This window comes from Falsiporphyromonas endometrii (assembly GCF_042654485.1).
Lineage (GTDB): Bacteria > Bacteroidota > Bacteroidia > Bacteroidales > Porphyromonadaceae > Porphyromonas > Porphyromonas endometrii.
This window is the reverse complement of the sequence record NZ_JBHSGO010000159.1, coordinates 1-9684: the sequence shown is the minus strand read 5'-3', so window position 1 is coordinate 9684 and position 9684 is coordinate 1. Positions and strand designations below refer to the sequence as shown.

The following is a 9684-nucleotide window of genomic DNA, read 5'->3' as shown; positions in this document are numbered from 1 at the left end:
TTTTTCGATAACTTGCCACTGTTTATCAGTCAGGTTGGTTGAATATTGCTCCATAACTTTAATTGTTTGATAATCATAAAGTTACAAATAATAAATCAACTAACCTACTGATATTCAATATATTAACGCCTTATATAAGATTGTTTTTCAATTAAATTTAAACAGCTTCTAAGACGTTAGAACACTATACAGTTGATTATTTAATAAAAAAGTTAAATGAAAAAGTTATTACTTTTAGCAGCTATGGGTCTAGGACTTGTAGGCTGTACAAAGGATGCGAATCTTGAAGAAACGCAGGATTCGGCAGTGAGATCGTATATGGCAGTCAAATTGACTATGCCGGGTGGTTTGAGAGCCAATGCTGATGGGCAGGATAAGGCTAATCCGGACTATAACTATGTAGGTCAGTGGGCTGGAAAGGACAAAATCGAGAAGATCAGTATCTATATGGTTCCGACTGTATCTTCAGAACCAATTGAGAAACAAGAAGCATTGAATTTCTCAGACTATTATTACAATGAGCCGACTCCAGCTACAGATGGGTCAAATAAGGTGCTTTTGACACCAAAGAAAGGTATAAAAGTCGGTGCTCTTGCTGGTAAAGAAGTGAAGGTCTATGTCATTATAAATGATATACAAAACAAGGCTAAAGACTTATTAGCTTCAGCAACAGCCAGTGACTTCGAAATCAAGTATAAAGAAGCTATCGAACTTCTTACTCAGCAGAATGCGGTAGCTAAGGCAAAAGTTGAACAAGACAATACTGCAGCAGGAAAGATTGCTAAGAAAAACTCAACTGACAATGAGACTATATTAATGACCGCTTTTGAACCATCACAGCCTCTTACTATAAAGGCGAATATTTCTGAGAACAAAGCTATTCAAGGTCCTGAAAACCAGGCTGTAATAAGCGTTGAAAGAGCTGTCGCAAGAGTAATGGTGACCATAAAAGAGGATGCTTCCTTTACTGTCAATGCTCCAATCAAATTAGGGTCTGTAGCAAAAGGCGATACTTATGCTACAATTTCGGATGTAAAATGGGTTGTTGCTCAGGGAGAACGTAAAGTCTTCCTTTCTAAGAATAAAGGTACTTCTAATAATACCTTCTTGACTCCAGGTAGTGAATTTGTCCCATCTAACAATTTTAATACTGCTGCAAAATACTATGATTACACACCGTTGTGGGTGGACTATGATGGGAAAGATAAAATAAATGGAGTGCCTGTTCCAACAATAAAAGATTATGATGTAAATACAAAGGATAAGGTTACAGCTGAGTTACAGAATAAGCTATCAGGGCAATTTATTCTTCCAAATACTCATGATTTTGGGAAAACAACAACTGATTCAAAGTATAAAAAAGGCAATACAGCTTATGTATTGATTCGTGCTAAGTTTGTTCCAAAACCGGAAGCTTTTGAAGATAATGATGTAGAACTTGTTCCAACCGATCTTGACTATAACGATAAGACCGTATGTGATCAGAATACTCACCGTGTTAAAAAGTATAAAGAAGGAGAGCCTTTCTATGTAGGAACCAATGGTAAGTTTTATCGTTCACCCAATACAGCACGTGATCCGAAGTGTGGTGGTGTCAATGGTATGAAAACCAATAAGTATATCAATAACAAAGTTCTTTACTTTGCTTGGCTTAATCCGGATAAACCTGAACCAACTCAATGGCTCAATTCTCCTGTTGTAAGAAATAACATTTACCACGTTCATATTAATAGTTTCAAGACAATTGGTGTCAATTGGAATCCTCTTGTACCGGTTCCTGATGGAAGTACAGAGTACAACAACCCAAATAATCCGGATCCTAATCCAAATGAAGAGGGTAATGATCCAAAGGACAATCCAATCAAGCCGGATGATCCATTGTCTAATCAAGAAACCTATATGTCTGTAAGTGTTACTGTTCTTCCATGGCAATTACATTCTTATAAGATTGATTTGGGTTTCTAATCTTTCATTTCTAATTATCCCAATAGTGCCTTTAGAATATAACGATCTGTAATCAGACGATTTAGATAGTTGAGAGATGACTTTATGGTCTTAACCGGATTGTTTTATCCTCTGACTTGCGGTCTTATATCACGCCATATCAGTTAAAAATAAGATTATAAATACTATCTCTTTCTACCGACATATTTGGGATAAATAAGTTTAGCCATTGAACTCTACTAATAATGTTTAGAACTTTTATCGATGGCAATGTACAGGAGTGGTCGGAGTATGCGGAGTGTTTTTCCTTCCGATCATTCCTTACCAATCTATATGAATTGTATTTAGAGAAGTTTTTGAGCCTAAAAAAGGAGAGAGCATTCCAAATGGCTTTGGTTTGAAATAAAAGTAAGCATAAATAATTTTCAAGGAATCTCTCAATCTTAATTGGATCCGATTACTATTGATGGTCTAATCTGAGCAGTTGCTTGTTATGGATATAATTCTCTAAGTAAAAAATATGTCGCAATGGCTATCAATCATTTGGATAGTCTATTAAAGGCTTCCTATAGCAGTAATACTTGTATGAAATTAGTAAGATTAAGATATATCTATTTGACGTTTGTTTTGCCTCTTATTATGGTGTTGTCATCTTGTGATTCTCTTATTTTCGATGATTTGAGCAATTGTCCACAAGGGGTATATGTCAGCTTTTATAGCAAAACAGAGTGTGCTCAAGACTCCTCTTATCCGGGTGTTGTACAGGACTTGTATCTTTTTGCTTTTGATAGCAAGGATCAGCTTGTAGCTGTCGATGCTCGTCACAATCCGAATTTGTCGAAAGATTACGAACTTTTGATGTATCTAAAACCAGGATATTACACTTTTGTTGCATGGGCCGGAAATTTGGATAAGAATCTTTTTGATCTTTCTGATTTACGTATAAATAAGTCTACCAAGCAGGACGTGTACATGACTCTGAAATCAAAGGGAGCGACTGTACTCAATGTTGGAAATCGAAAAGTGTGGAGTGGATCTAGTCCTGTGGCAGAACTTAAATCTTTAAAAGAAAAAGGTTCGGTCGACTTTATTCATACCTCAGTTAATCTCTTGGAGCAGACCAATAGGATCAATGTTGAAGTCGAGCTTCATGAGTCTGTACTCAAAGATGTAAAACCTCAAGATTTTAGAGTTGAGATTGGATCATCCAACTATTCTTTAAATCTTGATGGTTCGATTAGACCTAATTTACCTCAATTGGCATATCCGTCGATTGATGAATTTACTACCAATAAGTTGATATCAAAGTTTGTAATGTTGCCTCTTGAATATGGTCGTAACAATGAGATTACTATTGTCAATCAAAAGGATGGTAAAGTGGTTTGGAACGGAGATCTTATAGGAAGTATTCTGTTGAAAAATCCGAATATCAACTTGAATTGTCTTCACGACTTCAATATAAAATTTGTGATAAAGGATAAGTGTCTTGATTGTCATTCTTATGTGTGCTGGGCAATATATATAGATGACTGGCAAATTCATAGTTATCAAACAGATTTGTAGTATGAGATATTTTTCTAATATGACTCGTATCCAAAATCTCCTACTTATATTCTTGTTGCTTATGGTTGGAGTTTTGACTCTTTCTTGTCAAAAGAGGGGATTGGATGACGCTATTGTTGAAAAGGATGAGACTATCTATGTCAAATTTTCCATCCAAACATCTTCTATGAGAGCTCAAGGCGATAATCCTTCGGCTAATGCTGACTTGACTGATTTCGAAGACAAGGTGACAAAGTTGTATGTTGGATTGTTTGATCATGGGGATGGTCGTGTAGTTGTCCAGAAAAACTCCGATGTTTTGTCATTTCCTTTGGCTGTAAATCCCGGTACTTATGATGTATATATTATAGCGAATCAGATTGATGACCTTTCTTTTAATAATAGGAATGAGGCTAATGCGTATTTGAATAAATTACGATTAGCATCTGCTTATCAATTAGGTAGTAGTCAAAGCATTAATTTTAAGGGATTTCCAATGGCTCGGGTCTTCCTGAATCAATCAATCGTTAAGGGGGGATCCTCATTTGCAAATCCAACACCTTTCAGACCGCTTGTGGAAAGCGTAAAGCCACTTGCTCCTATCAGTAGCTATGGAAATGATTTCAACTCTGCTTCGTCTCAGGATGAAATCAGATTAGTCAGGGCCTTGGCAAAAATTACATTGAATTTAAAAGGAGATGGTCTTAGTCAGATTAAAACAATCAAATGTAGAAATGCATTGAATCATTATACCCTTCAAGAGGTTTTACCTTCTCAGAATCAACGTTCTACTAAGGATATATCAATCCCTTTCTCAAAGGAGCAAAACATATTGGTTTGCTATATACCGGAACATATCTATACCCAAGCAAAGTGGGAAGATAAACAGCATGAGACCATTACATATATACAAATACAAATGGAAAGTGGTCGAGAATATCTTATACCGATCCTTTTCAATGGACCCAAAAGTGGAGATTATCTAGCTGCAGCAAAAAAAGCAGATGCCAAATTCGATATAGTAAGGAATAATAATTATATGTTCGATATCAATATTCCTTCTCAAGATAGAGATATAGATGTATCTGTAAATGTTTTGCCGTGGAATCTTCATACAATTAATGATAAGACCTATATGAGGAATAGGATGATAATAGATTATGAGCATATCAAACCAAGATTGGTTGTTCATGACAATCGTCCGGTGATCCAAATATATACAGGTGAGAAAGCTGTAATTCCGGTAAAGTTGATTGGTCCAAATTCAAGTTTCTTTGTGTCAACTATTAGCAACGGGGCGTATTTTGCAATTGACACTCCTTCGCAGTTTGTGTTTGGTGTGACAGAAAACGAACCGTATACCAATGTGGAAATTAGTTGTCTTGACGATGATAGAAACTATAAGACAGAGCTTTATTTTAATGTTAATTACGAAGAGATTCCGTTTGAGTTAGAAAAGGATGGACGTAAGTTTGTTTTGTTCGGACCTGGAAATCGACTAATGATTGAGCAAATATTTTGATATGAAAAAGCAATATATCACATATTTATTATGCTTGTTCTTTGTGATTCTAATTACACCCTCATGTGTTATGAAGACAGATGAGGTGGAATCAGATGGATATGAACTATTTGTCAAGGTTAACATAGGCAGAAGAGATGGCCTCAATTCGGATAGTTATACCAAAATGAGAGCTGAGGCACAAACTGAAAATGGCAAAGACGATAGAAATGAAAATAGAATTGATAATTGCACGTTTTTTATCTTCAAGAGTGATGGTGAATTGATCAAGCGTTTTGATCCCAACGAAGTCACAAAAAAGACAGAAGCAAATTATCTTCTCAAAGTCCCTTACAATGAAGCTCGACAGTTGTATGGAGGCTCATATCGAGTCTTGATGGTAGCGAATTGTGATGTAAGTGCTAATATTACGAATTACGATGATTTGAGCAAACTTGTTTTTGCCGGGAGTTTTAATACAAATACTCGACAAGATCGTTTTGTGATGATTGGGAGCATAGAGCAAAAATTAGATTTCTCTAACGTCAAGACTATTCGTCTGAATCACGCAATTAATTTGACAAGATTGGCAGCAAAGTTTCGCTTCAATTATCCTGTTTTGCCAAAGGATGGTTATTTGAAGGATAGTAGGGGAGATGATTATCAGATTGTAATTGATGACAAACATCCAATATGTGTTATGATATCCGGTGTCTGTAACAAGACTTTTCTAAAAGTTGATGGATTCTATGAACCGGATGATTTTGATCAATACAGGTCCTCGATTGCTATTATGGGAGATAATTTGAGTTCTTTTGATAGCAGTAAACAGCCTATCATTTATTACTCTTATCCTTTTAGATGGGGTGAAGGTCAGAAATACTACGACATGGGACACGGTCCGTTTGCTTTTGAGACTGTTTATTGTATCTATGTTCGACCAAAAGGTTCTAATGAAACGCCTACACGAAGGTATTTTAGGTTGTCAGTCTCAACTTCAGCCAATCCTACGGACAATCAGATCATGTCTATTGAAAGTAATGTACTCTATGATATTAAGCCTGTTATAGAAGAGGTGGCACCAACTATTGAAGATATGATAGAAGTCAAAGGGTCATATTCCATCAAGGAATGGACTGTGGACAATCTTGACTATAATATACTTGATGCAAATTACTTTGTCGTTAAAGAACATGATGTTCATTTGGCAAATGTCGAAGACTATCAAATTGATTTTGTCGCTACACGCAATGTTCATCTAAAAGAGATTGGAACAGTTACATATGAAAGGTATATCCCTTATAATGTTGTAAACGAAAAAGGTGGCAAGAAAGAAACCATTACCATCAGAAAAGGAGAAGATGGATATCCGGAAATTAAGGTAAACAATTATACAAAGAAGATAGAGGTAAAATGCAAGATTCTTAAGAACTATGCACCTAAATATTTCAATGCTGTGTTTGAGGATGAAGGTGGATTGCAAGAATTTGTGCGTTTTGTGCAATATCCACCACAATATGTTTCAGGTGTTGCATCCGAGCCGGATGGATTGTATCCGGATGTTTTTTACTCAGATAGAACTTTTTCTACCGGACAAACTAACTTCAATATTTTTAGAGTAAGAACCTTAACTCCTTCTGTTTACAGAACTGGAGACCCAACTTATGTGGATAAAGATGGAATCATTAGGACTAAAACGGATGCAGAGTCAAACAAGCTGATCTCACCTGACTTCGTTATCGCCTCGCAACGTGGTATTTATTCTGATCTCACCATGTATGATCAAAGGAGGTATAGTCAAACTCAGGATAATTATGAAGGTACTGAAGTTATAGATGGTTTTACGTATAAATTTTGTAGAAGTGCAGAGGAGAGATGTGCCAAATATGGTGAAGGTGGGTATCCTCCGGGTACATGGCGTTTGCCAACGCTTGCAGAGCTGAGGTTTATTGACCGTATACAGGATGACCCAAATAGTGCTGTTAAGTCTTTGCTTATGGGGAGAGCATATTGGTCTGCAGAGAAGTATGCTTATTATCGGTTCCTTCCGACCAATACATATGAAATTAGTGATATCTATAGCGACGAAGGTGTCCATTCTATGAGAGAACCTTGGGTACGTGATGATTATTACAATAGCAATTATTTTTCTTTTGCTTTTACCTATGACTTTGATTCCTTCATTGAGCAAGATGGTAATATTACTTATACAATGTATCAAGGTTATTATTACGTACGCAAAGGTGACTGGGGAAGTCATAGATATACTATCTATAAATTCCAAGATATGGCGGGTGTAAGATGTGTTCATGATGTCTATTAATATCAATTCTGTATGAGACGAATAAGATTTATCCAAATCATAGTGATTTTCTTAGTGGCTATATTGTCTTCAAGTTGTTTGGATGATAAATTTGATGATGTTGCAATCAAGCCTTCTCAATCTATTATGGTTAGATTCTCTGCATCTGAGCTTCCGACTCAATTTAGATCATCTGAAGGTATGGCAACTTCCGGAACAATTGATAAGATTTATGTTTTAGTATTTGACGATAAAGGGATTCTTTATTCTTCGGATTTTGCAACATTAGATCCATCTAAAAATGAGTTTTATTTGTCAGATGTACCTGTTATTCACAATAAGGTTATATTACATTTTATCGGTTATTCCGGTACTGTTTGTGACGAACTGGGTGAGTCATTGTCATCATGGGCCATAGGCAAAAGTGAAGGAGAGATAATACCCAAGATTGGACCTTTTGACTGTGAAGTCTTTTGGCAGAGAGTTGAACTTGACACACAAAGCAGATCTTTTCAAGTTGTAGACAACAAGAAGGTATATACTTTGGACAAAGTAAACTTGATTCGAAATCGTGCTGCTTTATCTTTTGATTTGGCTGAGGTAACACATCCCGGCCATAGTGTCAAGTTTTTGGGATATGCCCTTAATAATGTTCCGGAAAAAGGAACATTAGCTCCATTCGATCCTACTACCAAAACTTTTAGTCCGGGTTTTCCAACTGAGCCGGCAAATAGAAATTATATTTCTATGGGTGACAATCCAACCTTCAAACAAATGAATGAGACTTCTCTTCTATTTGATAAGAAGCATGCGGTGAAGCCTGATAAGGTATTCTACATCATTTTGAAAGCTCTTTTTGATAATCAGACTTGTTATTATAAAATTGGTCTTGTTGATACAAAGAATCAGATTCCACTCTCTATCATACGTAATCATAAGTATATAATTAAGATTAAGAGTGTCCTGAAGAAAGGCTATTCTACGATAGAAGAAGCTAAACGCAATTTACCGGCTTCAGAAGATGATCTATCGACTCTTCTCCAGGATTATACAAAAATCAGCGACGGACGATATGATTTTGAAGTAGACCATATTTCTTTTTTCTTCACAGAGACAAATAAGGACTTTGAGATTAATTATACGTTCAAACCTGTTAGCGGTACATTTCAAAGTGATTATGAACCTAAAGTTGAACTGGTGAATCATAATCCTACAGAGACAGCTGTACGCCCGGGGCTTACGAATAGTATTCTACAGAAAAGTTCCAATCTGATAAAGGGTCAGGTGAATGCAGTCTCAGGATCAAAGCTTCCTTCTATTGGAGGGGTTTTCTATAGCGAAATAAAAATAAGTGTCGGGCCGATGGTCCGTTACATTAAGGTTTTCTTATCTCATAAACGAAACTACCGAACGACTCCGAAAATTATTTCTCGTGGTACAGACGTGAATAGTCCAGTTGATATTAAATTTACTATTTCTGCTAATGCATTGGATAAGACTTTATATCCATTTAAGATGCGTGTAGAGTCTAAGTTTTTAAATCCTTTAAATACGGATCAGAATATGTACATCGAGGAGTCCGGCAATGGTAAGTATTATTTTGTGTTTACAGTCCGGCAACCGGGTGATTATACACTGCATTTCAAGAGAAATATGCCCAATAAGACAGAGATAGTCTATCTTGAGTCTGATTATTTTGAAACTGTTCCACTTGAGCTGCCAAATACATTAGGAGGTGATAATCTTGTACATTATTCGGGTGAATTGAATTATATAAAAGATTCTAAACTAACAATCGTACCATTGTCTTCTTCTATTTTAGCTTATCCGGTATCAACAAGGAACAATTTTCGTCTTCTTGAGCATGGAAAATATGTGTTTGATGTCTTAAGGAATGATATTGAGAGAGAGGTAACCTTTTATGCAAAATTAAAGGATGGAAGCTCTTATAAAACTCAGCGTATACCTAATACGCTCTCTTCAAATTCGACTATCATTTTAAATTCTTTTGATGAGACATACGAAGGATATATACTTGTAGGTGATGCCTATGCATATTTCTATGGCAAGAATCTTGTGACAACTGCTGATGGGATAAGTTTTGTAGGAGATTCTCCGTCAAGATATAAAGTGACTGTCCCGTCTCATTATCCTGACAATGAGATAATTGCAATTACAGATAACAACGGGACTTATAGTGCCAAAGTTTCTATTAAGAGTTTGAGAACTTCTCACTATATAAGGATGCAAAAAAACGGTAATGTGAACTATTGCTGTCCGATAAAAGTTTCATAGGACATATTAATGATGCTCAATCGCTGAATTTATGCGGTTGAGCATTTCATTTTTACAAGATAAGCCCCCCCTAATCAAAAAGCGAGGGTATTAAAGGGGT

At 36.0% G+C, this 9684-nt stretch carries 5 protein-coding genes; all 5 read left to right on the top strand.

What is annotated here, in order from left to right:
- Positions 1–216: 216 nt before the first annotated feature.
- The 5 genes from ACFO3G_RS05025 to ACFO3G_RS05005 all read left to right on the top strand — a co-directional run bounded on the left by ACFO3G_RS05025 (position 217) and on the right by ACFO3G_RS05005 (position 9584).
- Positions 217–1965: an Mfa1 family fimbria major subunit gene (locus ACFO3G_RS05025; protein WP_380078568.1), complete on the top strand. Its 1749-nt coding sequence runs from the start codon at positions 217–219 to the stop codon at positions 1963–1965.
- A gap of 564 nt (positions 1966–2529) precedes the next feature.
- Positions 2530–3507 (top strand): FimB/Mfa2 family fimbrial subunit, encoded by a 978-nt coding sequence (locus ACFO3G_RS05020; RefSeq protein ID WP_380078566.1) that lies wholly within the window; start codon positions 2530–2532, stop codon positions 3505–3507.
- Position 3508: 1 nt separating this feature from the next.
- Complete coding sequence (locus ACFO3G_RS05015; RefSeq protein WP_380078564.1) at positions 3509–5008, top strand: fimbrial protein; 1500 nt, start codon at positions 3509–3511, stop codon at positions 5006–5008.
- A gap of 1 nt (position 5009) precedes the next feature.
- Positions 5010–7310, top strand: a complete 2301-nt coding sequence (gene fimD, locus ACFO3G_RS05010; protein WP_465254278.1) for a fimbrial tip adhesin FimD — start codon at positions 5010–5012, stop codon at positions 7308–7310.
- Positions 7311–7322: 12 nt separating this feature from the next.
- Positions 7323–9584 (top strand): hypothetical protein, encoded by a 2262-nt coding sequence (locus ACFO3G_RS05005; protein WP_380078560.1) that lies wholly within the window; start codon positions 7323–7325, stop codon positions 9582–9584.
- Positions 9585–9684 lie beyond the last annotated feature (100 nt).